The sequence below is a fragment of the Streptomyces sp. NPDC052773 genome (assembly GCF_044547145.1).
GTDB lineage: Bacteria > Actinomycetota > Actinomycetes > Streptomycetales > Streptomycetaceae > Streptomyces.
In genome coordinates this window covers 171,441-196,756 of the sequence record NZ_JBITZX010000001.1, presented here as the reverse complement: position 1 = coordinate 196,756, position 25,316 = coordinate 171,441, and the positions used below count along the sequence as shown (strand labels likewise).

The following is a 25,316-nucleotide window of genomic DNA, read 5'->3' as shown; positions in this document are numbered from 1 at the left end:
ACGCGATCCTCCGCGACACCCTGCACGGCCCGGACCGGGGTGTCGTCGTCGACTCCCCGCCGGGCGCCGGCAAGTCCACCCTCGTCGTCCGCGCGGCGCTGGAGCTGGCCGACGCGGGCCGCCCGCTGATGGTGGTGGCGCAGACCAACGCCCAGGTCGACGACCTGGTGCTGCGGCTCGCCGAGAAGAACCCCGAGCTGCCGGTGGGCCGCCTGCACAGCAGCGACGCCGACCCGTACGACAAGGCGCTCGACGAGCTGCCGCAGGTCCGCACGTCGGCGAAGGCGGCCGACCTGACCGGTCTGCCGGTGGTCCTCTCCACCGCCGCCAAGTGGGCCCACGTCAAGGTCGACGAGCCGTGGCGGCACGCGATCGTCGACGAGGCCTACCAGATGCGCTCGGACGCGCTGCTCGCCGTCGCCGGGCTGTTCGAGCGGGCGCTGTTCGTGGGCGACCCGGGTCAGCTCGACCCGTTCGCGATCGTCGGCAGCGAGCAGTGGGCGGGGCTGTCGTACGACCCGTCGGCGTCCGCGGTGACCACGCTGCTCGCGCACAACCCGGGGCTGCCGCAGCACCGGCTGCCGGTGTCCTGGCGGCTGCCCGCCTCGGCCGCGCCGCTGGTCTCGGACGCCTTCTACCCGTACACGCCGTTCCGCAGCGGCACCGGCCACGGTGACCGCCGGCTGGCCTTCGCGGTGCCGTCGGACGGCTCGGGCCCGGACCGGGTGATCGACGAGGCCGCCGAGTCCGGCTGGGGCCTGCTGGAGCTGCCCGCGCGGCACACCCCGCGCACCGACCCGGAGGCGGTGCGGGCGGTGGCCACGGTGGTGCGCAGGCTGCTGGACCGGGGCGGTGCGGCCACCTCCGAGCGCTCTCCCGAGCCCGTTCCCCTGACCGCCGACCGGATCGCCGTCGGCACCGCCCACCGCGACCAGGCGGCGGCCGTCCGCGCGGCCCTCGCCGAGCTGGGTGTGCGCGACGTCACGGTGGACACCGCGAACCGGCTCCAGGGGCGGGAGTACGACGTGACGGTGGTCCTGCACCCGCTCTCCGGCCGCCCCGACGCGACCGCGTTCCACCTGGAGACGGGCCGGCTGTGCGTGCTCGCCTCCCGGCACCGGCACGCCTGCGTCGTGGTGTGCCGCGCGGGCGTGGGCGAGCTGCTGGACGACTATCCGTCGACGGAGCCGGTGCAGCTGGGGACGCTGGTGAAGTTCCCGGACGGCTGGGAGGCGAACCACGCGGTCCTGGCGCACCTGGCGGAACACCGGGTGAGCTGGCGGCCGTAGCGCCTGTGCGGCCCAGGGGGTGCGGGGCGGGCACCCCCTACTCCCCCGCCCCGGCCCCCCTACCTCCGCCGACCAGGGAATGAACCCCCCGCCGCCTCCCGTTGTCGCCCATGACCCCACCGCATGGCGACGAGAGCAGGAGGCCCCACCGTGGCGGCAGACGACACCCGGGACGCCGAGAACCGTACGGGCGAAGGCGACGGCATCCAAGGCACCGCCCACGGCTTTGCCCCCGTCCCGCTGTCCGTCCTGGACCTGGCGGCGGTCAGCGCCGGCACCACCTCCACGGACGCGCTGCGCACCAGCGTCGCGCTGGCCCGGCTGGCCGAGTCCCGCGGCTTCCACCGCTACTGGGTCGCCGAGCACCACTCGATGCCGGGCGTGGCGTCCTCCTCGCCCGCGGTGATCCTGGCCCACCTCGCCGCCCACACCGACCGCATCCGCCTCGGCTCGGGCGGCGTGATGCTGCCGAACCACGCGCCGCTGGTGATCGCGGAGCAGTTCGGCACCCTGGAGGCCATGGCGCCGGGCCGGATCGACCTGGGCCTCGGGCGCGCCCCCGGCACGGATGGCGCGACCGCGGCGGCGCTGCGCCGCACGGACCGGCCGGAGGAGGCGGCGGACGAGTTCCCGCGGCTGCTGTCCGAGCTGACCCGGTTCCTGGACGACGACTTCCCCGACGGCCACCCGTACCGGCGGATCCACGCCGTCCCGGGCCCCGTGCAGGGCACCTCCCCCGGCGGTGTGCAGTCCCCGCACCGCCCGCCGATCTGGCTGCTGGGCTCCTCCGGCTACAGCGCCCGGCTGGCGGGTCTGCTGGGTATGCCGTTCGCGTTCGCCCACCACTTCTCGGCGCAGAACACCATCCCGGCGCTGGATCTTTACCGGGAGTCCTTCAAGCCGTCCGGGGTGCTGGCCGAGCCGTACGCGCTGATCGGCGTCTCGGCGCTGGCCGCGGACGAGGAGCGGGTGGCGCGGCGTGAGGTGAAGGCGGCGGTGCTGAGCATGGCACGGCTGCGCACCGGGCGGCCGGGGCTGGTGCCGAGCCCGGAGGAGGCGGAGGCGTACGAGTTCACGCCGATGGAGCGGGAGTTCACGCAGCAGTGGAGCGCGCACATCATCCACGGCACCGCGGACGAGGTCCGCACCGGCCTGGACGATCTGCAGAAGCGCACCGGCGCCGACGAGTTGATGATCACGGCGAACACGCCGACCGGTGAGGTGCGGGTGCGCAGCTACGAACTCATCGCGGACGCCTACGGGTTGCCGGCGGCCTGACCCGCCGGGCAGGCCAGCAGCTCGGAGATACGATCCGCCGCCACCGGCCGGGAGTACAGCCATCCCTGGCCGGTGTCGCAGCCGATCCGGCGCAGCCGTCCGGCCTGCGCGGAGGTCTCCACGCACTCGGCGGTGACGGTCAGTCCGAGCCGGTGGGCGAGCTGGATCATCGCCTCGACGATGACCTCGTCCGCCGGGCTGGCGTGCGCGCCGCTGTCCTCGTACTGGAAGCCGCGGACGAACGACCCGTCCAGCTTCAGCACGGACACCGGGAGCCTGCTGAGGTAGGCGAGGTTGGAGTAGCCGGTGCCGAAGTCGTCGATGGCGATGCGCACGCCCATGTCGCTGAGGGCCTGGAGGGCGCGCAGCGGGCGGCCGGAGGAGCCCATCACGGCGGACTCGGTCAGCTCCAGTTGCAGCAGGTGCGGGGCGAGGCCGGTCTCGGCGAGGGTCTGCGCCACGTCCGCGACGAGGTCGGAGTCCCAGACCTGGCGTACGGCCACGTTGACGCTGACGAAGATGGGCGGTTCGTCGGGGTGTTCGAGCTGCCAGCGGCGGGCCTGGCGGCAGGCGGTGGCGAGGATCCAGCGGCCGAGCGGGACGATCGCGCCGTCCTCTTCCGCCAATCCGATGAACCGATTCGGCGTCAGGGTGCCGAACTGCGGGTGGTTCCAGCGCACCAGCGCCTCGACCCCGCTGAGCCGTCCGTCAGCCATGCCGACCAGCGGCTGGTACTCCAGGGTGAACTCGCCGCGGTCGATGGCCGGGCGGAGGGTGGAGGCGAGGGCCTGGCGGGTCATGCGGTGGGCGTTGCGCTCGGGGTCGAAGAGCGTCCAGCGGGCCTTGCCGTCGGCCTTCGCCCAGTACAGCGTGGTGTCGGCGGCCTGCATCAGCCCGGTGGCGGTGGTGCCGGCGGTCTGCCGTTCGACGACGCCGATGGAGGCGGAGACGCTGAGCCGCTGCCCGGAGAGGTCGAACGGGGCCTGGAGCGCGGTGAGGACGGACTCGGCGAGGTCGGCGAGCTGCTCGGTGCCGGTGGAGTCCTCGACGAGCAGGGCGAACTCGTCGCCGCCGAGCCGGGCGACGAGCGGCGCGCCGGAGCGGGTGTAGCCGGCTTTCTCGGCACAGCGGGTGAGGCGTTCGGCGACGGCGGCCAGCAGCCGGTCGCCGACGCGGTGGCCGAGGGTGTCGTTGATGGCCTTGAAGCCGTCGAGGTCGAGGTAGCACAGGCCGATCCGACCGGTGCCGCCGCGGGTGTAGGACTCGGTGTCGAGGGCGGCGGAGAGGCGTTCGAAGAACAGGGTGCGGTTGGGCAGCCGGGTCACCGGGTCGTGCATCTGCAAGTGCCGCAGCTGTGCCTGGAGTTCGCGGCGAGCGCTGATGTCGGTGACGGAGAGCAGGACGCCGGGCCCCCGGTCGGCGAGCGGGGCGACGGTGATCTGCGCCCAGACGGCGTGCCCCTCGGGGTGTTTGAGCCGGCGGGTGCAGCGCAGCTTCGCCTGCCGGCCGCGCAGCACCTCGCGGTAGGCGTGCCAGGTGCGGGAGTCCGAGGAGAGATCGAGCAGGTCGGCGGCGACGCGTCCGACGAGTCCGCCCGGCGGGCCGCCGAACAGCGCGGCGAGGGTGTCGTTGGCGGTGACGATCCGCCCGTCGCGGTCGACGACCGCCATGGCGAGCGGTGCCGCGGTGAACGCGGACCGGTAGGAGTCGGCGTCACCGCCCGCCGCCGCGGCGGCCAGGTCCGCCGTCATGTCCGTGTCCGGGTCCGGGTCCAGGGGCACGAAGGCGACAGCGTCCGTACCACCCGGCGCCTTTGCGTCACTCTCTGTGACCGCCGACCGGATGAGGTCTGCCGCGGGCGTCGGCCCTTCGGAGGTTCCGCTCACCGCTCGCTCCCGCAGTGCACTCGATCGTCGTCCGCGCAGGAAAGTGTGCCGATCATAGAGGGTGTCCTCCGGCCCTTCCAGCCACTGCCCACCACTGAGCACATACCCATTCTGCGGGCGGATCGTTTCTGCCCACGGCTGGACGCCTTCTTCAGGCTCACGACCACTGGTGACGTTCCGTGAGCACTTCGGGGGTGTCGCCGTTCGGGCCCCTTGCCCATCTCACTCGTCCGGGCCAGACAAACAGGGCGCAGTACGACAATCTGCCACAGGCTGGATGCGGTGTCCCCCCGACCGCATCCGGAGGTTCCCGTGCCGCGTCCGCTCCCGCGCGCCCGACTGCGCAGCACCGCGGCCCTGTTCACCACCCTGACCGCCTTCGCCGCGACCTCCCTCGTCACCGGGCCCTCGGTCGCCGGGCCCTTCTCGGCGGCGCCCTGCGCCCTGGAACGCACCGACGCGCACCACTCGGAGGGCCTGGACACCTGGAACGCCGCCTACCCCCGGCCGACCCGCGCGCTGGACGCGGTGATGATCTTCCTGTCCTTCCCGGACTCCGCGCCGCTGACCACCCCCGAGGAGCTGACGGCCGACCACTTCCCCGCCACCAGCCGCTTTTTCCAGCAGGCGTCCTACGGCCGCTTCGCGCTGCGCCCGCATCCGCTGCGGCACTGGATCCGGATGCCGCGCCCGTCGACGGCGTACGCCATACAGCGCGACTGGAGCGCCCGGCACCGGGCCGCCTATCTGCGCGACGCACTCGCGGTCACCGACGGGCAGGTCGACTTCTCGCGCTACGACGTCGTCTACTTCGTCGCCGATCCGCACGCCCCCGGTGTGGACTCGGATGCCACGAAAGTGGTCAATCTGGATTCGCCGTTGCGGGCGGACGGCACGGACATCCGCCGGATCGTCACGGTGTTCGAGAACCATCCGCCGGATCGGCTGGTCCTCGCCCACGAGACCGGCCACGTCTTCGACCTGCCGGACCTCTACCACCGCCCGTCGGACGGCAAGGGCGACTGGGACACCCATGTCGGCGACTGGGACCTGATGGGCAGCCAGTTCGGCCTCGCCCCGGACCTGTTCGGCTGGCACAAGTGGAAGCTGGGCTGGCTGGAGGAGCGCCAGGTGGTGTGCGTGCCGGGCAGCGGGCCGACCCGGCTCACCCTGGAGTCGCTGAGCGCCGGGCCGGATGTGCCGGTGACGGGGGCCGCCGGGGCGCCGGTCTTCGGCACCGGCCGGGGCACCAAGCTGGCGGTGGTGCGTACCGGGCGCGACAGCGTGCTCGCCTTCGAGGCGCGGGGCGCGGTCGGCAACGACCGCTCGGCCTGCCGGCAGGGCATCCTGGTGTACCGGGTGCGCAGCGGCGCTGAGTCCGGGGGCGGCCCGGTCCAGGTGATCGACGCCCACCCGGAGACGGAGGCCTGCTGGGAGAACTCGGTCTACCCGGCGCTCGCCGACGCCCCCGTGGACGTCGGGGAGAGCTTCACGGTGCCCGGCGAGGACGTGCGCGTCGAGGTGGAGGGCCGTACGGCGTCGGGGGCGTGGACCGTAAAGATCTCGCCAGTGCGGTGACGGGGCGGCGGCGAAAAGAGCCGCGGACAAGCGAAAGGGCGTCCTCGGAACCGAGAACGCCCAGGTCAGCGACCTAATCGCAAGTGCGCCGCCAGGGACTCGAACCCCGGACCCGCTGATTAAGAGTCAGCTGCTCTAACCAACTGAGCTAGCGGCGCCTGCTGACGTCGTAGACCTTAGCATCCTGGTCGGCGGGAGGCGAAATCGATATCCGCACCGCCGCCCGGGCCGCCCGGACGGCCGCCCAGAGCAGCACCTCCGGGCCCGGCAGCCAGGGGTGACGGGTGTCGGGGGCGACGATCCAGCGCGATCCCGTGGCGGACGCGGAGGCCGCCGCGTCGTCCGGGCCGATCAGCGGGGGGACGGTCACGGCGTCCCCGGTGCCATGGCAGAGCAGTGGCGGAATCTCGCCGGTGCGGCCGTGGCCGCCCCACTCCTCCCACTCCATCAGCGAGGGCAGCCGCTGGGCCGTGCCCGGCGCCGCGAACAGCAGGACGCGGCCCCGGAAGGCGGCCACCGGACCCGAGCCCGGCCCGTCCTCCCACAGCCGGTCCAGCATGCGGCGCCCGAAGATGGCGGGCGCGCTCACCACGTCGAAGGCGGTGCCGCACGGCAGCACGGCCGGGGCGTCGGGGCGCTCCTCCCAGAGGGCGCGGGTGCTGCGCGGATACGTTCCTGCCGAGACGAGCCAGTCGGCTCCGTCGGCGGTGACTGTGCTGCTGCTCATGCACCCAGATCTACCGGCTGTACACGTTCCGTTTCCCAGGGTTGCCGGAAAAGGGGACACGGAGGGTCGGGAGCGGGTATCTTGCCCGCCTGGCATATGCCAAGTGGATCACTCACCTGCCCCGGGGGCCCGGACGGCCCGGAGGCCGAGAGGGGCCGGAGGCCCGGACGGCCTGGATGGCTCGGCCGGCCCGGGCGGCTCGGAGGCCCGGACGGCCCGGCTGACCCTGGCGGCTCGACGGACCGGACGGACCGGATGACCCCGGCGGCTCGACCAACCCGGACGGCCCGGAGGCCCGGGCGGCACGGCGGCATGGGCGGCACGGATGACCGGGCGACCCGGGCTGACCAGGACGGCCCAATGACCAGGACAGGACGGATGGCCAGGGCGGCCAGGATGACCCCGGCGGCTCGGAGGTCCGGGCGGCTCGGAGGTCCGGGCGGCTCGGAGGTCCGGGCGGCCCGGAGGTCCGGGCGGCCCGGAGGTCCGGGCGGCCCGGAGGGCTCGGCTGACCGGGAGGCCGAGGGCCCGGCTGACCCGGAGGGCTCGGTGGGGTGGACCCGGCTGATCCGGAGGGCTCGGTGGACCCGGACGGCCGGGAGGCCCAGGAGGCCCGGAGGGTCATACGGCCCGGAGGCTCGGAGGGCCATACGGCCCGGAGGCCCGGAGGTCCGGGCGACGGGCGGCCTCGATGGCTTCGTCAGACCGGGTCGGGGCCCCGCCCGTCCGCCCCCCGCAGCAGGTCCCGGCCGAACTCGACCATCTTCTTGGCGTAGTCCTCGGTCCAGTCCGCCCGGTCGGCGATGTCCGCGGTGGTCAGCCGGTCGAACCGCCTCGGGTCGGCGAGCTGGGCCGCCGCCATCGCCTGGAACTCCACGGCACGGTCCGCCGCCGCGCGGAACGCCTGGGTCAGCTCGGTCGCCCGCGCCAGCAGCTCGCGCGGGTCGTCGATGGACTCCAGATCGAAGAAGTGCTCCGGGTCGCCGGCCGCCTCGGCCGGCTCGAAGAGCAGGGGCGCGGGGCGTAGCCGCGGTTCGTGGCGACGCGGCGTGGGCTCCGCCATGTCGTGGCCTCCTCTGACGGACGGATCGGCTGGCCCGCCCCCCGACATCGCGGCCGGACCACCTTCCATTCTCCCCCGCCCGCGCAAGGAGGCCGTAAGGCCTCGTAGCGGCGAACACCACACCTGGACGGGCGGACCTCACACCTGGACGATCGGCTCCCGCGTGAAGAGGGCGCCGAGGCTGGGGGCGTTCACCCGGCGGTCGGCCAGGCGCAGGGCCTCCCAGACGGAGACCTGGTTGGCGGTGAGGACCGGCTTGCCCAGCTCCTTCTCCAGGACGGTGAGGTGGGAGGCGGTGTGCAGGGCGGTGTCCGGCAGCAGGACCGCCTCGGCGTCCGGGTGGTCGGCCGCGCGGGCCAGCGCGAACAGCTCGGCCTCGCCCCAGGTGCCGACCTCGGCGGCGGTGAGGATCCCGGAGGCGTGCACGGCGACCGGATCGAGGCCGGCCGCGCGCAGGAAGTCCGCGAAGAGCCCGGCGATGGCGTCCGGGTAGGTCGCGCCGATCGCGACGCGCCGCAGCCCCAGCTCCCGGCTCGCGTGCACGAAGCCGAAGGACGTCGAGGAGGCCGGCATCCCGGCGGCCACGGCGAGGCCGCGCACCTGCTCGTGGGCGCCCTCCCAGCCGTAGACGAAACTGCCGCTGGTGCAGGCCCACACCACGGCCTCGGCGCCCGCGTGCCGCAGCTCCTGGACGCCCGCCGCCAGCCGCTCGGCGGAGCCCATCGCGCGCAGCGCGTCCTCGCGGTGGGCGTCCTCGCCGATGTCCGTGTGGACCAGGTCCACCCGGATGTCACTGCCCAGCAGCTGCTCGATACGGGGATAGTCGTCCTCGGCCGAGTGGCCCGGGTAGAGGAATCCGAGTGCGGTCATGTCCAGCCTTCCTGCTGTTCTTCCGGCAGCACGGGGTTTTGTTCCGGCAGGACGGGAGGCCACACGCGCGCCTCCTCGTCCAGCAGAGCCTGGTACGGCCCCACGGCTCGGGTACCCAGTCGGCGCAGCGCCGCCCACATCGTCACTTGGTTGGCCGAGATCACCGGGATCCGCAGCTCGGCCTCCAGCTGGGGGATGACGTCGTAGGTGGGGAGGTTGGTGCAGCTGAGGAACAGCGCCTCGGGGGTGCCGGCGCGGGCCGCGCGGCGGGCCATGTCGACGACCTCGCGGTACGGCACCTGCCAGATGCGGCGGGTCAGCCCCATGAACGCGCAGCCGGTGACGGTGACGCCCGCCTCGGCGACGTACTCCTCCAGGGCGCGGGTCACCGACACCGTGTACGGGGTGACCAGCGCCACACGGCGGGCGCCCAGCTCGGCCAGCGCATCCAGGAGCGCGCCGGAGGTGGTGACGGACGGCACCGCGCCCGCCAGGCTCATCGCCGTGCGCATCGCCCGTTCCCCGGCGATCCCGCCGACGAAGCTGCCGCAGGCGCAGGCGTAGGCGACGGCCTCCGGGGCGACGGCGATCAGGGTGCGCACGGCGTCGGTCAGGGTCTCGCGCTCGCTGACCAGGCGGGCCAGGTCGAGGCTGACCTCGACCGGGACGTACGGGGTGCGGGTGAGGTGGAGGGAGACGTCGTCGGGCACCCAGCGCCACAGCTCGCGGTCGAGCGCGAAGTCGAAGGGGGCGACGACGCCGATGCCGCGTTGCGCGCCGGGCCCGCCGAGCAGGGTGACGTCCATGGCGGCACCGGCCTTCCAGGAGACGTGGGAGGGCGCGGACGCGGGACAACGGACCGTGCGGGCGCCCGTGTTGACGACGGTAGGTTCGGGTGCGAGCGTGGTCAATCGGTGCATGTCAGACGCCGCTGGCGAAAACCGATCCGCTGGGAGAGACGGCTGCCGATGACCGACCCCACGCTGCTCGTCCTGGACGCCGACCCGCTCCCCCGGCTGGGCCGGCTCACCGGCCGGGCCCGGATCGTGCACACGGACGAGGCGGGGCTCGCGGCCCGGCTGCCGGAGGCGGACGTCCTGCTGGTGTGGGACTTCACCTCGCACGCCGTGCGGAAGGCCTGGCCGGGCGAGGGGCCCCGGCCGCGCTGGGTGCACACCGCGAGCGCGGGCGTCGACCATCTGCTGTGCCCGGAGCTGGCGGCGTCGGACACGGTGGTGACGAACGCGCGCGGGGTGTTCGAGCAGCCGATCGCCGAGTACGTGGCCGCGCTGGTGCTGGCGATGGCGAAGGATCTGCCGCGCACGCTGGACCTGCAGCGGCGCGGCGAGTGGCGGCACCGGGAGTCGCAGCGGGTGGCGGGCACGCGCGCGGTGGTCGTGGGGTCCGGGCCGGTGGGGCGGGCGGTGGCGCGGACGCTGAAGGCGCTGGACGTCCGTACGGCGCTCGTCGGCCGCACCTCGCGCACCGGCGTGCACGGCCCGGAGGACCTGGACCGGCTGCTCGCGCGCGCCGACTGGGTGGTCGCGGCGGCCCCGCTCACCGACGACACGCGCGGGATGTTCGACGCCCGCCGCTTCGGGGTGTTCCAGCCGTCGGCGCGGTTCGTGAACGTCGGCCGGGGCGCGCTGGTGGACGAGGAGGCGCTGGCCGGGGCGCTCGCCAAGCGGTGGATCGCGGGGGCGGCGCTGGACGTGTTCGCGGCCGAACCGCTCGGCCCGGACAGCCCGTTGTGGCGGCTGCCGGGGCTGATCGTGTCGCCGCACATGAGCGGGGACACGGTGGGCTGGCGGGACGAGCTGGGCGCGCAGTTCGTGGAGCTGTTCGAGCGCTGGGCTGCGGGCCGGCCGCTGTTCAACGTGGTCGACAAGCAGCGGGGATACGTACCGGGGCACTGAAACCGCGCAGGGCACCGATTTCACAGGAGGCCGTATGGAGCTCACCGAGCTGACCGCCGTCCAGCTCGTCGACGGCTACCGCAGCCGGGCGTTCGGCCCGGTGGAGGTCATGCGGGCGGCGCTGGCGCGGGCGGCGGAGATCCAGCCGGCCGTGAACGCCTTCGCCCTGCTGACCGCCGAGGAGGCGCTGGAGCAGGCGCGGGCGTCGCAGGAGCGCTGGCGGCGCGGGGAGCCGGCCGGGCTGGTGGACGGGGTGCCGGTGACCGTGAAGGACCTTCTGCTGCTGCGCGGCCACCCCACCCTGCGCGGCTCGCGGACCATCGACCCGCGGGGCCCGTGGACGGAGGACGCGCCGTCGGTGGCGCGGCTGCGGGAGCACGGGGCGGTGTTCCTCGGCAAGACGACGACGCCGGAGTACGGCTGGAAGGGCGTCACGGACTCGCCGCTGTGCGGTGTCACCCGCAACCCGCACGACCCGGCGCGCACCGCGGGCGGTTCCAGCGGCGGCAGCGCGGCGGCGGTGGCGCTGGGCGCGGGCCCGGTGTCGCTGGGCACGGACGGTGGCGGGAGTGTGCGCATCCCGGCCGGGTTCTGCGGGGTGTTCGGGCTGAAGCCGACGTACGGCAGGGTGCCGCTGTATCCGGCGAGCCCCTTCGGGACGCTGGCGCACGTGGGGCCGCTGACCCGGGACGCGGCGGACGCGGCGCTGCTGATGGACGTGATCGCGGTGCCCGACGCCCGCGACTGGTCGGCGCTGGGGCCGCCGCCGGGGTCCTTCCGGGCGGGGCTCGCGGACGGGGTGCGGGGGCTGCGGGTGGCGTACTCGCCGTCGTTCGGCGGCCAGGTGGCGGTGCGTCCGGCGGTGGCGTCGGCGGTGCGGCGGGCGGTGGAGCGGCTGGCGGGGCTCGGCGCGTACGTCGAGGAGACGGACCCCGATCTGACCGACCCGGTGGACGCCTTCCACACCCTGTGGTTCAGCGGGGCGGCCCGCATCACCGAGCGGCTCGGCCCGCACCGGCGGGAGCTGCTCGATCCCGGGCTGCGCGAGATCCGCGCCGCCGGCGCCCGGTACAGCGCGCTGGACTATCTGGCCGCAGTGGACGTCCGGATGGACCTGGGCCGCCGGATGGGCCTCTTCCACGAGTCGTACGACCTGCTGGTCACCCCGACGCTTCCGCTCACGGCGTTCGAGGCGGGCGCGGAGGTGCCGAAGGGGTCGGGCCTGCGGCGCTGGACGGGGTGGACCCCGTTCACGTACCCCTTCAACCTCACCCAGCAGCCGGCGGCGTCGGTGCCCGTGGGCACGGACCCGGACGGGCTCCCGATCGGCCTGCAACTGGTGGCCGCCCGCCACCGGGACGACCTGGTGCTGCGGGCGGCGCACGCGCTCTACGAGGCGGGGATCACGCGCGGCTGAGCCGCGGGGGCGGGCCTCGCCCCGAGCGCCCCGGGGGGAGGCGTGGCGTCACGCGCGCGTGAAGGTCAGCGTCTCCCCCGCCGCGCCCGTACGCCACAGGTCGTTGCAGGCTGCCGCCATCTCCTCCAGCCCCTCGACGACCTCGCCCCACACCGTGCCCGGCACCCAGCCGACATCGCCGTTGAGCAGCAGGTTGTTGCGCTCGTAGAACAGGGCGAGGTCGACGACGGTGGCCTCGGGGCGGATGGTGCGGTCGTAGCCGTGGGCCCGGTTGCCGAGCCGGGCCCCCTCGAAGCTGAAGTAGCAGAGGTCACCGGGGATGGGCGTGACGGTGGGGTTCTCCAGGGGCGGCTCCACGCCGGTGAGGGGCGGGAAGAGGGCGTAGATCTCGTTACGGGCGAACTTCGCGTGGTACACGTCCCCGACGAGCGGCAGGGCCTCCCAGACCGCCGCGCAGGTGAGCGGGGCCCGGTCGTCGAGGAGCCGGGCGGTGCACCGTACATCCCTTTTGGTCAGGGCGACTTCGACATAGCGATCGGCCATGCCCGTGCGGGTGTCCGCCCTGGCGCCCTTCACACGCGCGCCCTGTCCGGAGCCAGCCAAGGCCTTTGCTCCTGACATATGCCACTGACCCAACCCCCAGCTCGCGGGGGCGGATTCTCGTCAACTGCCGGTCAATTGAAGCCTCTTGCCGGTTATCGTGGAGACGACCCGAACAGCGGGTCACGGCACATTGACTGAGCGCACAGGGGGAAACCGTGGCGCTGAAGCACGAGCCGACCGCGCCGTACCACTCGGCTCAGGACGCCCTCCGCGTCCTGGAGACGGTGGCCCGGCACTCCACCGGTGTCACCGACACCGAGATCGCCCGACAGACCGGCCTCGGCACGGAGCGGCTGACCACCCTCCTGCGGATGCTGCGTCGTGAGGGATACGTCGAGCAGGTGGCCGACGGGGCGTACGTCACCGGCGCCGCCCTCGCCCGCCTCGGTTCCGCGCACGGCCGTGACCAGGCCCTGCGGGACCATCTCCAGCACACCCTGAACCGGCTGCGCGACTCGGTGGGCGCCGCCGTCTACATCAGCCGGTACGTCGACGGCGAGGTCCGGGTCACCCAGTACGCGGACAGCCCGGCCACCCCGGCGGTCAACGAGTGGGTGGACTTCCGCTGCTCCGCGCACGCCACGGCGGTCGGCAAGAGCCTGCTCGGCCAGCTCGACCACAACGGCCGCCGCGATCATCTCGCCCGGCACAAGCCGGCCCGGCTCACCTCGCACACGATCACCAGCGACAAGCTGCTGCTCTCCCGCCTGGAGGCGCAGCCGCCGACGGTGCCGGTGCTCGACCTCCAGGAGTACGCGGTGGGCACGGTCTGCGCGGCCGTCCCGATCACCGCCGGGTCCTCCGTCGGCTGTCTCGCGCTGTCCCTGCCGGTGGAGCACGCGCACCGGCTGCGCCAGGCGGCGGACACACTGAACCGGAACGCGGCGCCGGTGCTGCTGTCCCTGGCGATCTAGGCGGGGCGATCCAGCCCCGGCGAATCCGGTCCCGGCGGTCCGGCCCCTCATCGCGCCTGGTCCTCGGTGGTCACGAGCACCCCCGAGGACCAGGTAGTATTTTCTTCGTCGCCGGCCGCGAAGAGCGGACGGCGGGAGTCATGCGCCGCTAGCTCAGTTGGTTAGAGCAGCTGACTCTTAATCAGCGGGTCCGGGGTTCGAGTCCCTGGCGGCGCACAGATGAGGGCCCCCTCGCCGGAGCGAGGGGGCCCTTTCCGTTCCCGTCTAGAACGTGACGTCCGAGCAGGCGTAGAACGCGTTGCCGGTGTCCGCGATCGTCCACACCGCGAGGATCACGTGCCGTCCGCTGAGCCCGGACGGCAGCGTGCCGCTGTGCGAGAGGGTCTGCGGCGGACGCTGGCCGCCGTAGGGGACCGTCAGGAACGGGGTGAGGTTGAGGTCCGAGCGGGACAGGTTGTGGTTCTGGTTCCAGCCCGGCTTGGTGATGTAGTACTTGAAGTCGGTCGTGGCGTGCATCGCCGTGAACTGCCAGCGGAAGGTGTAGCTCTGTCCGCCGGTGACCTTGGTGGCCGGCCAGGCGCCGCCCGACGGGGTGCGCGGGCTGTCGAGCTGGGCGAACCGGGTGTTGTTGCCGGAGCAGATCTGCCCGTCGGCGGGCCCGGAGGCGGGGAAGCCCTTGGGACCCTCGACGCTCTGCGGCTCCCACTGGATGGCGCCGCAGTTGGTCACCGTGCCGTTCTGGCACAGCTTCTGCCTGCTGATGGGGAGGTCGGTGTAGCCGTGGCCGCTGGCCGCGCCGGAGGAGAGCGCGAGGGCTCCGGCCGTCGCCAGCCCCACCGCGGCCGCGGACAACTTGGTCTTGGTGCGCATGCTGCCGCTCCTCGGAGATGTGGGGGAGGTTCGGTGAGCCGTGCAGTGGTGCACGTAGGTCTAGACCAAGTCTCAGACTATTGCCGATAGTTGAACATGTCCATACCAATACCGGGGCGGACTCACACGCCCGGTGGGGTCACGCGCCCGTCTCCCCCCGCCCCGCGCAGAACGCCACCGTCAGATCCTTCACGAGGGCCTTGCGCTCGTAGTCGTCCAGCTCCACCAGGCCGCGCATGGTCAGCCGGGTCACCGTGTCCTCCACCGAGTCCACGACCGAGGACAGCACGCTCGCCCGGTGCTGCGCGTCCAGCGCGGCGATCTTGCGGCGGTGCATCGCGGCGGCGACCTCGGGGGCGTACTCGATCCGCACCGGCTGCACCGAGAACACCTCGAGACCCACCGGTGCCGCGTCCGTCGTCACGAGCCGGGTCAGCGTCTCCGCGGCGGCCGTCACCGACCCGCCCCCGCCGGGCGTCTCCACCGGCACCCGCGCCAGCGCCGCCTCCACGCACTCGCGCAGATAGCCCTCGTGGTCCTCCACCCCGAGCACGGCCCGTGCGGTGTCCCGCACCCGCCACACCACCAGCACCACCACCCGCAGCGCCACCCCGCTGCCGTCCGCCGCGGGCATCGGCTCGCTGCGCCAGTGCCGCAGCCGGACGTCCACCCGGCGGCGCAGCAGCAGCGGGTTGACCCAGAGCAGACCGGTGCGGCGGACGGTCCCCCGGTAGCGGCCGAACAGGTCCAGCACCCAGGCCCGCCCGGTCCGCCCCCGGGCAAGCCCGCCGAACCCGAACAGACCGAGCGCCCCGGCCCCGGCGTACGCCGCCCACTGCGCGGGGCCCAGCCCGGCCGGCGCCGCGGCGGGCAGCCCCAGCGCCTGGGTCACGAGCGGCGGCAGCGTGCCCGCCCACCAGGAGGTGGCCAGCGCGCCGGCCGTCCCCGCCAGCCCGGCGAGGACGCCGACCGCGCCGGGCAGCACCCGGGCGGGCCGCTCGGCCAGCTCCGGGTCGACCTCCGGCACCAGCCGGGTCCGCGCGGGCACCGGGCGGCGCAGCCGGGGCTGCTCGCCGGTGCCCTGCCGGCGGCTGACCACGGCGGGCCTGAGCGGCACCGGAGCCGGGTCGGGGTCGTCACGGAACAGCAGATGGACGGGGATCTCGGTGGTCGCCTCGTTCTGGATGAGACGGCCCGGGCGGGCCGCGCCGCCGTCGGTGCCGCCGGGGTCGGGTGTCCTTGCAGGAGTCGTACTCATGCGTGCCTCCAGCCTCCGCGCCAGATGCGTCACAGATGGGCCGTACGGGTCGTCCCGTACGGGGTGGTTCAGGAGAAGAGCCGGCGCCAGGTCTCCGGCCCGGGGTAGCCGTCCGCCGCGCCGCCGCGCCAGCCCTGGGCGCGCTGGAAGGCCTCGACGTTGCGCCGGTCCGCCTCGCTCCAGCGAGGTCCGGGCCCGGTGGTGTAGTGGGCGCCGAACCCCTTCTTCACGAGCTGCCGGCCGAGCTGCGTGACGTACTGGTTCTCCGCGCCCGGCCGGAACATCCCCCGCCCCGGGAACGCCGGGATCCGCGCCGCCGGCGCCCCGGACGGGCCCGCCGTGCCCGCCGTCCCCGCGGTGACGTTCCTGCCCTGGCCGCTGACCAGCAGCGCCCACGTCCTGGGGCCGGGCAACCCGTCGGCCGCCGCTCCGGTCCAGCCCTGGGCGAGCTGGAAAGCCTGGGTGGCCCTGCGGTCGGCCTCGGTCCAGCGCGGGCCGGGGCCCGAGGTGTAGAAGCGCCCGGCGCCGCGCGCGACGAGCATCCGGCCGAGCCGGGTGACGTACGGGTTGTTCGCGCCGGGCCCGAAGTAGGCCGTCCCGGGGAAGGGGGTCGCCGCCGAGCCGCCCCCGCCCGCGGTGCCAATGCCCCCGGTGCCGCCCTGGCCGCCCGGGGTGCCCGCCGTCTTCAGCCCCTTGTAGCGGTAGGCGACATAGCGGTCGGACTGCGCCCAGTAGGCGAACGGGGTGGCCTGCCTGCGGGCGTACGGGCGGGCCGACTCGTAGGCGATGTAGAAGGAGCGGGTGTAGTCCGTCCAGCCGCCGAAGATCACCACATGGGAGCCTCGCTGGGGGTCCGCCGGGTTGTGGAAGAGGAGGATGTCGCCGGGCTGCAGCTCGTCCTTGCCGATCCGCACGCCGTACTGGTGCAGGGTGCCCGTCCACTCGTTGCCCGGCAGGCCCCAGGCCATGGAGACGAAGCCCGAGCAGTCCTGCCGGTACCCGTCGGACCAGTAGCGGGTCATGCTGTACGGCACCTTCGCCGCGACCCAGGTCTTGGCCCGCCGGATGATCTCCGCCCGGGTGGTGGCGGGCGCCTTCGCCGGGACGCTCGGGAGGGCCGGCTTGCCCGCCGGGCCGTGCAGCGGCGCCTTGCTCCCCTGCGGGGTCTCAGGCTCGTCACCTGCGGGAACGCCGGGGCGCTGGGGTGCGTGCGAGGCGGCGAGGGCCGGTGGTGCCGCATGGCCGGCGGCGAGCGCGGCGGCCGTCGCGGCGGTGACGGCCACGGCACGCGGGGTGAGGGAATGGCCCCCGGGAGGGGGCGGCAGGGTGCGGCGCGCGGTGACGCAGCCGGGGCAGTCGCAGTCGCGCGGGGGATCGAGTTCTGAGAAAACCGGAGTCTCCATGCGATTCCCCTCACACTCCTGGCGGGAATGTCCACACTTGTGCACGTTGATCAGTTTCTCAACTGTCTTCGGGACCCGCATGTTGACGGTCCGAATGATGTACGGGGCCGTTCGGGGGGCGCGCTGCCGGCTGTCATGTACCGGGCGGGCGGTCCGGAGCACCCTCGGACGTCCTGTAGAGTTATCGACGTCAGCAGGCGCCGCTAGCTCAGTTGGTTAGAGCAGCTGACTCTTAATCAGCGGGTCCGGGGTTCGAGTCCCTGGCGGCGCACAGACACGAGAAAGGCCCCTCGCTTTCGAGCGGGGGGCCTTCTCGCTGTCCTGGGACATTCTCCACAAGAGGATCTTGAACGCGAGGCCCTCCTCCTCCGTATAGGGCCGGAGAGGGGACAGGACCCCTTCGGAAACATTCGTTCACGAAAGAGCACAAGTGCACCAGCAGAATCCCACTTACGTCCCAATGAGCGCGTATAGCCGGTAAATACCGTGTATCGCGTCTTGCGATCATGCTGAACGCCGTAGAACCCTGCTCTCAAGAGGCTGCGGATACGCGCCAATTGGGGGGTACGGCACCGGTTGCCGGATGTAGCGGGGAGAAGGGGGCCCCGGTTCATGAAGCGATGCCGAGGGGGGCATCATGCAACCGGAAGCGCGCAGTTCCATGTCTATAGGGTGTGGACCATGTGGTGAACTGCGGCGCACCACTGTGACGCCTGTGAAGGTCGAGGGGGACCGGAACGGGCGAAGGAACCGACAGACACGCGCTGACCCGCGTGTGGGGGGATGACTCATGACGTCGACGCCGACGGGCGCCCGGCAGAACTTCGACCCGTCCCAGACCACCCAGCTGAGGGTGCCGGGACACCGTATGAGCACCACGGGGACTTTCCGACGGATCAAGAAGACGCTGCCGAAATACGACTACGAGCACTACAGCCGGCTGGCGGGTCCCCTCACCCAGCCCGACCCGAACAAGCCGTACACGGTGCAGTACCGCTCCCTGATCTCCCAGGAGCCGCACCGGATACGGGTGGCCCTGATGCTGATGGCCGCGCCGGTGCTCTCGGTGGTCCTGCTGGTCTGGCTGCTCCAGCCGGAGCACTGGACGGAGCGCGACTACCCGGCGTACGACTTCCTGCCCGCGCTCGACGTCGTGATGCTGGTCTCGATCGGTCTGATCGAGCTCTTCCGCTGCATGAACGTGGTGTCCAACGCGCACGCCACGCTGGTCGCCCGCGACCCGATCCCGGTGGTCCCGGAGACCGGCACCAGAGTCGCCTTCCTCACCTCCTTCGTGCCCGGCAAGGAGCCGCTGGAGATGGTGACGAAGACCCTGGAGGCGGCCGTGCGGATCCGCCACCGGGGCGTCATGCACGTCTGGCTGCTCGACGAGGGCGACGACCCGGAGGTCAAGGAGGTCTGCGCCCGGCTCGGCGTGCACCACTTCTCCCGCAAGGGCGTCGCCAAGTGGAACCAGGCCAAGGGCCCGCACCGCGCCAAGACCAAGCACGGCAACTACAACGCCTGGCTCGACGCGCACGGCGACGACTACGACTTCTTCGCCTCCGTCGACACCGACCACGTGCCGCTGCCCAACTACCTGGAGCGGATGCTCGGCTTCTTCCGCGACCCGGACGTCGGCTTCGTCATCGGCCCGCAGGTGTACGGCAACTACGACAACTTCGTCACCAAGGCCGCCGAGTCGCAGCAGTTCCTCTTCCACGCGCTGATCCAGCGGGCGGGCAACCGCTACGGCGGCCCCATGTTCGTCGGCACCTCCAACGCCGTACGCATCAAGGCGCTCAAGCAGATCGGCGGCCTGTACGACTCGATCACCGAGGACATGGCCACCGGCTTCGAGATCCACCGCCACAAGAACCCGGCCACCGGGCGGAAGTGGAAGTCGGTCTACACCCCGGACGTGCTCGCCGTCGGTGAGGGCCCGAGCGCCTGGACGGACTTCTTCACCCAGCAGATGCGCTGGTCGCGCGGGACGTACGAGACGATCCTCAAGCAGTACTGGAAGGGCTGGTACTCGCTGCCGCCGAGCAAGCTCTTCAACTACACGATGATGATCATCTTCTACCCGATGTCCGCCCTGAACTGGATTCTGGCGGCGCTGAGCTGCGCGCTGTTCCTGGGCCTGGGCGCCTCGGGTGTGAACATCGACCCGACCGTGTGGCTGATGCTCTACGGCAACGCGTCCGCGCTCCAGATCGGCCTGTACATCTGGAACCGCCGCCACAACGTCTCCCCGCACGAACCGGAGGGCTCCGGCGGTGTCGCCGGCATGGTGATGTCCGCGCTGTCCGCGCCGCTGTACGCCAAGGCGCTGATCGACTCCGTGCTGCGCCGCAAGAGCAAGTTCGTGGTCACGCCCAAGGGCGACTCCGCGAGCCCGGACCGCTGGCTCGGCACCTTCCGGTACCACTGGTACTTCATCCTGATCTTCGGCGCCTCGATCGTCGCCGGGTTCGTCTTCGGGAACTCCCACCCGGCGATGATCATCTGGGCGACGTTCGCGATGCTGATCACCGCCTTCCCGATCTTCGTCTGGCGGCACGAACTGCGGCAGGCCAGGAAGAAGCCCGCGGCGAGGCATGCGCGGGAGACCGCCGAGCCGCACCGGACCCAGCCGCTGCCCATCCCGCAGCAGCAGCCCGTCCCGCAGCAGCCCTCCGCGCCGCACGCCCCGCAGCCCAGGCCCACCTGGGCCGGCGCCGACGGAGGAACCGGCGGGGGCAACGAGGAGACCATGCAGATCGCCCTTGGTGGACTTGGGGGACGTAAGGAATGAACGACCGTGCCGGCCGCCGCCGCGCCCGTCGACTCGCGATAGGCACGGCGGTGGTAGTCGCGCTGGCCGGGATGAACGGTCCGTGGCTCTACCGCTTCGGAACCGAGAAGTACCACCAGTACCAAATCAACAAACCCGAGTACAAAGCGGAGAACGGCCACTGGAGAATCGTCGAGTTCCCCGAGGAATACCGGCTCAACACCATTCACGCGGCGCTGCTGCGCACCGGCAAGGTGCTGCTCGTCGCGGGGTCCGGAAACAATCAGGACAACTTCGACGCGAAGAAGTACGACACCCGGATCTGGGACCCGGTCAAGGGCACCATCAAGAAGGTGCCCACGCCGAACGACCTGTTCTGCACGGGGCACACGCAGCTGGCGAACGGCAATCTGCTGATCGCGGGCGGCACGAAGCGGTACGAGAAGCTGAAGGGTGACGTCACCAAGGCCGGCGGCCTGATGATCGTCCACAACGAGAACCCCGACAAGCCGATCACGCTGCCCGCGGGCACCAAGTTCACCGGCAAGGAGAACGGCAAGACGTTCGTCTCCCAGGACCCGGTGCTGGTGCCGCGCGCGAAGAAGGTGTTCGACCCGGCCACCGGCCGGTTCCTGCGCAACGACCCGGGGCTGGGCCGCATCTACGTCGAGGCGCAGAAGAGCGGCGCCAAGTACGAGACCGGTACGCAGGACAACTACCGCGTGCAGGGCCTGACCGGTGTCGACGCCCGCAACACCTACGGCATCGCGCAGAAACTCGCGCTGGACAAGAAGGACTTCCAGGGGATCCGGGACGCCTACGAGTTCGATGTCGTCGCCGAGAAGTACATCAAGGTCGACCCGATGAAGGAGGCCCGCTGGTATCCGACGCTCACCACGCTGAGCGACGGGAAGATCCTCAGCGTCTCCGGGCTCGACGACATCGGCCAGCTCGTGCCGGGCAAGAACGAGATCTACGACCCGAAGACGAAGAAGTGGGCCTATACCGACAAGGTCCGGCAGTTCCCGACGTATCCGGCGCTGTTCCTGATGCAGAACGGGAAGGTCTTCTACTCGGGGTCCAACGCGGGCTACGGCCCGGACGACGTGGGGCGTGACCCCGGTGTCTGGGACGTGGACAGCAACAGGTTCACGAAGATCCCCGGCATGAGCGACGCCGACCGGCTGGAGACCTCCGGGACGGTGCTGCTGCCGCCGGCGCAGGACGAGAAGTACATGGTGATCGGCGGCGGCGGGGTCGGCGAGTCCAAGCTGTCCAGTGAGAAGACGCGGATCGTCGACCTGAAGGCGGACCGGCCGCGGTTCGTGGACGGGCCGTCGCTGGACAAGGGCACGCGCTATCCGCAGGCGTCGATCCTGCCGGACGACAGCGTGCTGGTGTCCGGCGGCTCGGAGGACTACCGGGGGCGGGGCGACTCCAACATCCTGGAGGCGCGGCTCTACCGCCCGGAGAGCAACTCGTTCGAGCGGGTCGCCGACCCCCTGGTGGGGCGGAACTATCACTCCGGGTCGATCCTGCTGCCGGACGGGTCGGTGATGTTCTTCGGCTCCGACTCGCTGTTCGCGGACAAGGCGAACACGAAGCCGGGGAAGTTCGAGCAGCGGATCGAGATCTACAAGCCGCCGTATCTGTTCCGAGGGTCGCGGCCCTCGCTGTCCGGGGGGCCGCAGACGATCGAGCGCGGGGAGTCGGGGACGTTCACGTCGCGGCACGCGTCGTCCATCAAGAAGGTGCGGTTGATCCGGCCGAGTGCGTCGACGCATGTGACGGATGTGGACCAGCGGTCCATCGCGCTGGACTTCACGACGTCCGGGGACAAGGTGACCGTGACGGTGCCGGAGAACCGGAATCTGGTGCAGGCGGGGTGGTACATGCTGTTCGTGGATGACGATCAGGGGACGCCGTCCGAGGCGCAATGGGTTCGGGTGCCATAGCGCCTCTGGCGTCTGCGGGTGGTGCGTGGTTTCTCGCGCAGTTCCCGGCGCCCCTAATTGGTTGATGCTTGGGCGAGTTTCAAGGCGTACTCGGGCCACCACTCCCCTGCCTTGGGGCCGCCCTTGCATTCGCCGTCCGATTCTCCGGGGCGTTTGATCCAGAGGTAGGCGTCGACCAGGGGGTCGGCGGTCTTGGTGGTCGGGGTCTCGCCCAGGGCGCGGCCCGGGGGGTTGCACCAGCGTTCGTCGGGGTTGCCCTCGGTGTAGGGGCCGTTGCCGTTGCGGCTGGTGTCGATGACGAAGGGCTTGTTGCCGACCTTGGCGGACAGTTCCTTGCCGTAGGCGATGGAGTCCTGGGTCGTGTAGAAGTTCGAGACGTTGACGGAGAAGCCGTCGGCCTGGTCGATGCCGGCGCGCTTGAGGGGTTCGAAGATCTGGTCCGGGTGGCCCCAGCCGGCGTTGCCCGCGTCCAGGTAGACCTTGGTGTTCTTCAGGGCCTTCAGGGCGGTGACGGCGCCCTTGAGGAGGTCGTAGCGCTCCTCGTGGTACTCGGGCGCCGTGCAGTTGTCGACCATGTGCAGCACGGCGTCCGGTTCGAGGATGACCGTCGCGGGGCGGTCGCCGATGCCCTTGGCGACGCTGTCGACGAACGCGCGGTAGGCGTTGCCGTCGGCGGCGCCGCCGCCGGAGAACTGGCCGCAGTCGCGGTGCGGGATGTTGTAGAGGACGAGCAGGGCCGTGCGGTCGGCCCGGGCGGCGGCCTCGGTGAAGCCGCGCGCCTGCTCCTCGGGGCTCTCGGGGCTGATCCACTCGCCGGTCGGCTGCTGCGCTATCTTGCGGATCTGCTCGGCCTCGGCCTTCTTGCCGGCCTTCTCGTAGGCGGCGACCTGCTCGGCCGCGTTGCCGTCCGGGTTGACCCAGAACGGGGCGATGTTCTTGGGCTGCTGGGTGATGCCCGCCGCCGCCCCGTGGGCCGGCTCGTCCTTGTCGTCGGAGGAGCATCCCGCGATCAGCAGTGCCGCCCCCAGCACCGCCGCGGTCGCCCGCACTCCGGCCGCCCCCCTGCTGCCGTACATCCAACTCCCCCTTGGGTGCAGCGCTGTTCCCGGGCTCAATCCTGACATAAGTCGGTGAGGCGGGTCAGAGGACCGTGCCGGTGAGGTAGGCGGAAACGATCACGTTGGCGGTGTAGCTGCGGGTCTTCTCGTCGAAGCTGCCGCCGCAGGTGATCAGCCGGAGTTCGGCGCGGCCGTCCTGGCGCGGACCGTACGCCTGCTGGGCGTCGAAGCGGTCGCGGGTGACGACCTGGATGTCGTCGACGGTGAACTCGGCGACCTTGCCGTCGTCGCGGATGACCCGCACGGTCTGCCCGGCGCGCAACGCGCTGAGCTTGTAGAAGACGGCCGGGCGGGTCTCGGTGTCGACGTGGCCGACCAGCAGGGCGGTGCCGGCCGCGCCCGGTGCGGCACCGGCCGCGTACCAGCCGACGACGCCCGGCTGGTCGTACGGCGGCGGGTCGACGGCGCCCTGGGCGTCGAGGCCGCGGGCCACCACCGGCGCCTGGATGCCGAGCCCGGGAATGTCGAGGCGCTGGGGCAGCGCCTCGCCGAGCGGGCTGCGGGCGGGCGGCAGCCGGACGTCCGGGGGACGCCCGACCGCCGCCATGTCACCGGTCTTCGGCCCGGATATGCCGTGCCCTACGTCGGTCACCTCGCGGCCCCACAGCCACAGCCCGAGCAGCAGTACCGCCCAGGCCACGCCGGTGATCAGCCGCCCGGTGCCCGAGGAGTGTTCCCGGTCGGACATGGGTCAGCCCGTCCTGCCGCCCCGGCGGGCGCGGCCGGTCACGACGACCACGGCGGCGCCGGCCGCGAGGAGCAGCCCGGTGACCGCGTGGGCGGCACCCGGACCGGTGGAGCCGGTGTCGACGGCCGCGAGGTGCGCGGTGCCGCCGCCGCCCGCGCGGACCGGGGCGGTCGGCGAGGCGGGTGCGGTGGGCGTCACCGGGTCCGGGGCGGCCGGCGAGGCGGGTGCGATGGGCGCCGCCGGGTCCGGGGCGGCCGACGAAGCGGGTGCGGTGGGTGTCGCCGGGTCCGCGGAGCCGGCGAGGCCGACGGTGAGGCGGGTCTTCAGGGACATCTCGCCGCAGACGATTTCGACGTCGTACGGGCCGGGGCGGGCCGTGGAGCGGACCTGGGTCTCCCCGCCGAGCGCGCCGTCGGCGGCGGTCAGCCGGGCGTCGGAGACGAACGCGTCCGAGGCGGCGGTGCCGGTCTTGCCGAGGCACCCGGTGACCCGCAGCGCGATCGCGCCGCCGGGCGCCGGGGACGACGGGCTGACCTGCACCCCGCCGTCGTCCGTCGCGTGGGCCGCCGCCGGGGTGAGTGCGGCGGTGGCGGCCAGGATTCCGGTACTGAGAGTGAGTCGCAGAGAACTCATCGTGAACCTCCAGACACCTGGAGACTCCCCCGCGCGGCCCGGTCCCGCATCCTCAGCGGGGGCCGGACTGCTCCGAACGGGTGGCGTCCGCCCCACGGGTGGTTCACCCGGGTGGCGAAAGCGGCCTGGACGCGGTCCACGAGGTCGGCGACGGTGCCTGGACGCGGTCCACGAGGTCGGCGACGGTGCCTAGACGCGGTCCACGAGGTCGGCGATGGAGTCGACGACGTGCGAGGGCCGGTACGGGAAGTCCTCGATCTGCTCGGGCCGGGTCAGGCCGGTGAGCACGAGGTAGGTCTGCATACCGGCCTCGATGCCGGCGAGGACGTCGGTGTCCATCCGGTCGCCGATCATGGCGCTGGTCTCGGAGTGGGCGCCGATCGCGTTGAGGCCGGTGCGCATCATCAGCGGGTTCGGCTTGCCCGCGAAGTACGGCTTGCGGCCGGTCGCCTTGGTGATGAGTGCGGCGACGGCGCCGGTGGCGGGCAGCGGGCCCTCGGCGGAGGGGCCGGTCTCGTCCGGGTTGGTGCAGATGAACCGGGCGCCGCCGTTGATCAGCCGGACCGCCTTGGTCATGGCCTCGAAGGAGTAGGTGCGGGTCTCGCCGAGGACGACGTAGTCGGGGTCGTGGTCGGTGAGGATGTACCCGATGTCGTGCAGCGCGGTGGTCAGGCCCGCCTCGCCGATGACGTACGCCGAGCCGCCGGGGCGCTGGTCGTCGAGGAACTTGGCGGTGGCCAGGGCCGAGGTCCAGATGTTCTCGATCGGCACTTCCAGGCCCATGCGGTTCAGCCGGGCGTGCAGGTCGCGCGGCGTGTAGATCGAGTTGTTGGTGAGGACGAGGAAGGGCTTGCCGGACTCGCGCAGCTTCTTGATGAAGGCGTCGGCGCCGGGGATGGGGACGCCCTCGTGGATCAGTACCCCGTCCATGTCGGTGAGCCACGACTCGATGGGCCTGCGGTCTGCCATGTGCTGCAACTCCTGGCGTACGTGCGGATGTACTCGGGGGCGCCGGAACCACGGCGTACCGACGCCCCCAGCCTAGTCAGGGGGCGGCGATCCTGACCCCGTCGA

General features: G+C 72.3%; 21 protein-coding genes and 3 tRNA genes. 10 read left to right on the top strand and 14 right to left on the bottom strand.

From position 1 onward, the window contains the following. Positions 1-5 precede the first annotated feature (5 nt). Positions 6-1,289, top strand: coding sequence for an AAA domain-containing protein (locus ACIG0D_RS00870; RefSeq protein WP_365766569.1), 1,284 nt, complete (start codon positions 6-8; stop codon positions 1,287-1,289). A gap of 150 nt (positions 1,290-1,439) precedes the next feature. Continuing rightward, positions 1,440-2,567, top strand: a complete 1,128-nt coding sequence (locus tag ACIG0D_RS00865) for an LLM class flavin-dependent oxidoreductase (protein ID WP_399795452.1) — start codon at positions 1,440-1,442, stop codon at positions 2,565-2,567. Here the strand turns inward: ACIG0D_RS00865 and ACIG0D_RS00860 are convergent. Further along, positions 2,546-4,453, bottom strand: a complete 1,908-nt coding sequence (locus ACIG0D_RS00860; RefSeq protein WP_399795451.1) for a putative bifunctional diguanylate cyclase/phosphodiesterase — start codon at positions 4,451-4,453, stop codon at positions 2,546-2,548. The two genes, ACIG0D_RS00865 and ACIG0D_RS00860, sit on opposite strands and share 22 nt — an antisense overlap. A gap of 312 nt (positions 4,454-4,765) precedes the next feature. Between ACIG0D_RS00860 and ACIG0D_RS00855 the strand changes: the two genes are divergently transcribed. Beyond that, positions 4,766-6,031 carry a M6 family metalloprotease domain-containing protein gene (locus ACIG0D_RS00855; protein ID WP_399795450.1) on the top strand — a complete coding sequence of 422 codons (1,266 nt, stop codon included), beginning with the start codon at positions 4,766-4,768 and terminating at the stop codon, positions 6,029-6,031. 84 nt (positions 6,032-6,115) lie between these two features. Here the strand turns inward: ACIG0D_RS00855 and ACIG0D_RS00850 are convergent. The 5 genes from ACIG0D_RS00850 to ACIG0D_RS00830 all read right to left on the bottom strand — a co-directional run bounded on the left by ACIG0D_RS00850 (position 6,116) and on the right by ACIG0D_RS00830 (position 9,497). Beyond that, positions 6,116-6,189 (bottom strand) — tRNA-Lys (locus ACIG0D_RS00850). Further along, positions 6,180-6,758, bottom strand: a complete 579-nt coding sequence (locus ACIG0D_RS00845; RefSeq protein WP_365766561.1) for a bifunctional DNA primase/polymerase — start codon at positions 6,756-6,758, stop codon at positions 6,180-6,182. Before ACIG0D_RS00845 ends, ACIG0D_RS00850 begins: the two co-directional genes overlap by 10 nt. Positions 6,759-7,458: 700 nt before the next feature. Further along, the gene (locus ACIG0D_RS00840) at positions 7,459-7,821 is read right to left on the bottom strand and encodes a hypothetical protein (RefSeq protein ID WP_399795449.1); all 363 of its coding nucleotides are present in this window, start codon (positions 7,819-7,821) and stop codon (positions 7,459-7,461) included. 138 nt (positions 7,822-7,959) lie between these two features. Continuing rightward, a complete protein-coding gene (locus ACIG0D_RS00835) occupies positions 7,960-8,691 on the bottom strand; it encodes a decarboxylase (RefSeq protein ID WP_399795448.1) in 732 nt (243 codons plus the stop codon). Then, complete coding sequence (locus tag ACIG0D_RS00830; RefSeq protein WP_399796332.1) at positions 8,688-9,497, bottom strand: aspartate/glutamate racemase family protein; 810 nt, start codon at positions 9,495-9,497, stop codon at positions 8,688-8,690. The genes ACIG0D_RS00835 and ACIG0D_RS00830 overlap by 4 nt, the downstream gene beginning before the upstream one ends. Before the next feature lie 162 nt (positions 9,498-9,659). Here ACIG0D_RS00830 and ACIG0D_RS00825 point away from each other — a divergent pair, with 162 nt between their 5' ends. Together ACIG0D_RS00825 and ACIG0D_RS00820 are read left to right on the top strand one after the other, a co-directional pair. Further along, on the top strand, positions 9,660-10,607 hold the full coding sequence (locus tag ACIG0D_RS00825) for a D-2-hydroxyacid dehydrogenase (RefSeq protein ID WP_399795447.1): 948 nt from the start codon (positions 9,660-9,662) through the stop codon (positions 10,605-10,607). Positions 10,608-10,641: 34 nt separating this feature from the next. Beyond that, the gene (locus ACIG0D_RS00820; RefSeq protein WP_399795446.1) at positions 10,642-12,024 is read left to right on the top strand and encodes an amidase; all 1,383 of its coding nucleotides are present in this window, start codon (positions 10,642-10,644) and stop codon (positions 12,022-12,024) included. A 48-nt stretch (positions 12,025-12,072) separates the two neighbouring features. Here the strand turns inward: ACIG0D_RS00820 and ACIG0D_RS00815 are convergent, their stop codons facing one another. Further along, positions 12,073-12,567, bottom strand: a complete 495-nt coding sequence (locus ACIG0D_RS00815) for a DUF3830 family protein (protein ID WP_399795445.1) — start codon at positions 12,565-12,567, stop codon at positions 12,073-12,075. 215 nt (positions 12,568-12,782) lie between these two features. Here ACIG0D_RS00815 and ACIG0D_RS00810 point away from each other — a divergent pair, with 215 nt between their 5' ends. Further along, positions 12,783-13,541, top strand: coding sequence for an IclR family transcriptional regulator (locus ACIG0D_RS00810; protein ID WP_399795444.1), 759 nt, complete (start codon positions 12,783-12,785; stop codon positions 13,539-13,541). 142 nt (positions 13,542-13,683) lie between these two features. Continuing rightward, positions 13,684-13,757 (top strand) — tRNA-Lys (locus ACIG0D_RS00805). A gap of 48 nt (positions 13,758-13,805) precedes the next feature. On the opposite strand, the gene ACIG0D_RS00800 is transcribed toward ACIG0D_RS00805, so the two are convergent. The 3 genes from ACIG0D_RS00800 to ACIG0D_RS00790 all read right to left on the bottom strand — a co-directional run bounded on the left by ACIG0D_RS00800 (position 13,806) and on the right by ACIG0D_RS00790 (position 17,072). Next, positions 13,806-14,411: a lytic polysaccharide monooxygenase gene (locus tag ACIG0D_RS00800; RefSeq protein ID WP_365766567.1), complete on the bottom strand. Its 606-nt coding sequence runs from the start codon at positions 14,409-14,411 to the stop codon at positions 13,806-13,808. Positions 14,412-14,550: 139 nt separating this feature from the next. Beyond that, a complete protein-coding gene (locus tag ACIG0D_RS00795; RefSeq protein ID WP_399795443.1) occupies positions 14,551-15,669 on the bottom strand; it encodes an SPFH domain-containing protein in 1,119 nt (372 codons plus the stop codon). A 68-nt stretch (positions 15,670-15,737) separates the two neighbouring features. Then, a complete protein-coding gene (locus ACIG0D_RS00790) occupies positions 15,738-17,072 on the bottom strand; it encodes a peptidoglycan-binding protein (protein ID WP_399795442.1) in 1,335 nt (444 codons plus the stop codon). A 197-nt stretch (positions 17,073-17,269) separates the two neighbouring features. On the opposite strand from ACIG0D_RS00790, the gene ACIG0D_RS00785 reads away from it, so the two are divergent. From ACIG0D_RS00785 to ACIG0D_RS00775, 3 genes are all read left to right on the top strand, one after another. Further along, positions 17,270-17,343: transfer RNA gene (locus ACIG0D_RS00785), tRNA-Lys, on the top strand. Positions 17,344-17,862: 519 nt separating this feature from the next. Beyond that, a complete protein-coding gene (locus ACIG0D_RS00780; protein ID WP_399795441.1) occupies positions 17,863-19,869 on the top strand; it encodes a glycosyltransferase family 2 protein in 2,007 nt (668 codons plus the stop codon). After that, positions 19,866-21,803: a galactose oxidase-like domain-containing protein gene (locus ACIG0D_RS00775; protein ID WP_399795440.1), complete on the top strand. Its 1,938-nt coding sequence runs from the start codon at positions 19,866-19,868 to the stop codon at positions 21,801-21,803. The genes ACIG0D_RS00780 and ACIG0D_RS00775 overlap by 4 nt, the downstream gene beginning before the upstream one ends. 53 nt (positions 21,804-21,856) lie before the next feature. On the opposite strand, the gene ACIG0D_RS00770 is transcribed toward ACIG0D_RS00775, so the two are convergent. The 4 genes from ACIG0D_RS00770 to ACIG0D_RS00755 all read right to left on the bottom strand — a co-directional run bounded on the left by ACIG0D_RS00770 (position 21,857) and on the right by ACIG0D_RS00755 (position 25,211). Continuing rightward, positions 21,857-22,879, bottom strand: a complete 1,023-nt coding sequence (locus ACIG0D_RS00770) for a glycoside hydrolase family 6 protein (protein WP_399795439.1) — start codon at positions 22,877-22,879, stop codon at positions 21,857-21,859. Positions 22,880-22,943: 64 nt separating this feature from the next. Beyond that, the gene (locus ACIG0D_RS00765; protein ID WP_399795438.1) at positions 22,944-23,609 is read right to left on the bottom strand and encodes a class F sortase; all 666 of its coding nucleotides are present in this window, start codon (positions 23,607-23,609) and stop codon (positions 22,944-22,946) included. Between the two features lie 3 nt (positions 23,610-23,612). Continuing rightward, entirely contained in the window at positions 23,613-24,242 is a 630-nt protein-coding gene (locus ACIG0D_RS00760; RefSeq protein ID WP_399795437.1) for a hypothetical protein, read from the bottom strand. Positions 24,243-24,431: 189 nt separating this feature from the next. Further along, complete coding sequence (locus ACIG0D_RS00755) at positions 24,432-25,211, bottom strand: HAD-IIA family hydrolase (RefSeq protein ID WP_399795436.1); 780 nt, start codon at positions 25,209-25,211, stop codon at positions 24,432-24,434. Positions 25,212-25,316 lie beyond the last annotated feature (105 nt).

Bases quoted from the DNA above. Each gene is read 5' to 3' on its own strand.
- ACIG0D_RS00820 (WP_399795446.1), top strand. From the start codon at position 10,642: ATGGAGCTCACCGAGCTGACCGCCGTCCAGCTCGTCGACGGCTACCGC.
- ACIG0D_RS00775 (WP_399795440.1), top strand. From the start codon at position 19,866: ATGAACGACCGTGCCGGCCGCCGCCGCGCCCGTCGACTCGCGATAGGC.
- ACIG0D_RS00765 (WP_399795438.1), bottom strand. From the start codon at position 23,609: ATGTCCGACCGGGAACACTCCTCGGGCACCGGGCGGCTGATCACCGGC.
- ACIG0D_RS00835 (WP_399795448.1), bottom strand. From the start codon at position 8,691: ATGACCGCACTCGGATTCCTCTACCCGGGCCACTCGGCCGAGGACGAC.
- ACIG0D_RS00830 (WP_399796332.1), bottom strand. From the start codon at position 9,497: ATGGACGTCACCCTGCTCGGCGGGCCCGGCGCGCAACGCGGCATCGGC.
- ACIG0D_RS00815 (WP_399795445.1), bottom strand. From the start codon at position 12,567: ATGGCCGATCGCTATGTCGAAGTCGCCCTGACCAAAAGGGATGTACGG.
- ACIG0D_RS00800 (WP_365766567.1), bottom strand. From the start codon at position 14,411: ATGCGCACCAAGACCAAGTTGTCCGCGGCCGCGGTGGGGCTGGCGACG.
- ACIG0D_RS00770 (WP_399795439.1), bottom strand. From the start codon at position 22,879: ATGTACGGCAGCAGGGGGGCGGCCGGAGTGCGGGCGACCGCGGCGGTG.
- ACIG0D_RS00795 (WP_399795443.1), bottom strand. From the start codon at position 15,669: ATGAGTACGACTCCTGCAAGGACACCCGACCCCGGCGGCACCGACGGC.
- ACIG0D_RS00755 (WP_399795436.1), bottom strand. From the start codon at position 25,211: ATGGCAGACCGCAGGCCCATCGAGTCGTGGCTCACCGACATGGACGGG.
- ACIG0D_RS00845 (WP_365766561.1), bottom strand. From the start codon at position 6,758: ATGAGCAGCAGCACAGTCACCGCCGACGGAGCCGACTGGCTCGTCTCG.
- ACIG0D_RS00825 (WP_399795447.1), top strand. From the start codon at position 9,660: ATGACCGACCCCACGCTGCTCGTCCTGGACGCCGACCCGCTCCCCCGG.
- ACIG0D_RS00790 (WP_399795442.1), bottom strand. From the start codon at position 17,072: ATGGAGACTCCGGTTTTCTCAGAACTCGATCCCCCGCGCGACTGCGAC.
- ACIG0D_RS00780 (WP_399795441.1), top strand. From the start codon at position 17,863: ATGACGTCGACGCCGACGGGCGCCCGGCAGAACTTCGACCCGTCCCAG.
- ACIG0D_RS00840 (WP_399795449.1), bottom strand. From the start codon at position 7,821: ATGGCGGAGCCCACGCCGCGTCGCCACGAACCGCGGCTACGCCCCGCG.
- ACIG0D_RS00760 (WP_399795437.1), bottom strand. From the start codon at position 24,242: ATGAGTTCTCTGCGACTCACTCTCAGTACCGGAATCCTGGCCGCCACC.